1 protein-coding gene is annotated in these 913 nt (G+C 67.0%); it reads right to left on the bottom strand.

All coding sequences use genetic code 11. From position 1 onward, the window contains the following. A partial coding sequence (locus BST27_RS30625; RefSeq protein WP_249025752.1) for a condensation domain-containing protein occupies positions 1-913 on the bottom strand: 913 nt, incomplete at both ends.

Genomic DNA, 913 nt, shown 5'->3' with positions numbered 1-913 from the left:
GCAACCCCGCCAACGCCTCCTGCCAATACCGCACCTGCCCCGCGATCACACTGCCCGCATCACCCACATCCCCCAACTCCGCGCGCTGCCACACCGTGTAATCGGCATACTGCACCGCCAACGGCGCCCACCCCGGCGCAACACCACCACACCGCGCGGCGTAGGCCATCGCGAGATCGCGCGTCAACGGGGTGATCGACCACCCGTCAGCCGCGATGTGGTGCACCACCGCCGCCAACACATGCTCATCGTCGCCAAGGCGGAAAAGGGCCGCACGCAACGGAATCTCAAATTCCAGGTCAAACGGGTGCCCCGCCACCGCCTCGATCGCGGCACCCAGCCGCTCCTGCGGCCAGTTGGTTGCGTCCACGACTTGCCACCCGAAGTCCACACTGTCGGCGGCCATCACCACCTGCCGCGGCACTCCCTGCTCGACCGCGAACACCGTGCGCAAACTCTCGTGACGGGCCACCACATCGGCCAACGCCGCACCCAACGCCCGGACGTTCAGGTGACCGCCCAACCGCAACACCACCGGCATGTTGTAAACCGGTGAGGGACCCTGTATTTGGTCGATAAACCATAAGCGGCTTTGGGCGAACGACAGCGGCACCACCGCAGGCCGTTCACCGGCCACCAACGGCGCCAACCGATGACCATCCCCACCCACCCGCGGCGCCAACAACCCCACCGTCGGCGCCTCGAACAACGCCCGCACCGAAAGACGGCCACCCAGAACCGAATTCGCCTCCGCGACCAGACGCATCGCCGCCAACGAATCGCCGCCCAGTTCGAAGAACGAGTCATCCACGCTGACCCGGTCCAGGCCCAGGACCTGGGCGTAGATGCCGGCCAGCAGTTCTTCCACCGCGGTGGCGGGGGCGCGGTAGTGGTTGCCGGTGTATTCCGGTGC

Origin of the sequence: Mycobacterium intermedium, from assembly GCF_002086275.1 — a bacterium.
GTDB lineage: Bacteria > Actinomycetota > Actinomycetes > Mycobacteriales > Mycobacteriaceae > Mycobacterium > Mycobacterium intermedium.
The sequence above is the reverse complement of the archived record's forward strand: the minus strand, read 5'-3'. Positions and strand labels throughout refer to the sequence as shown.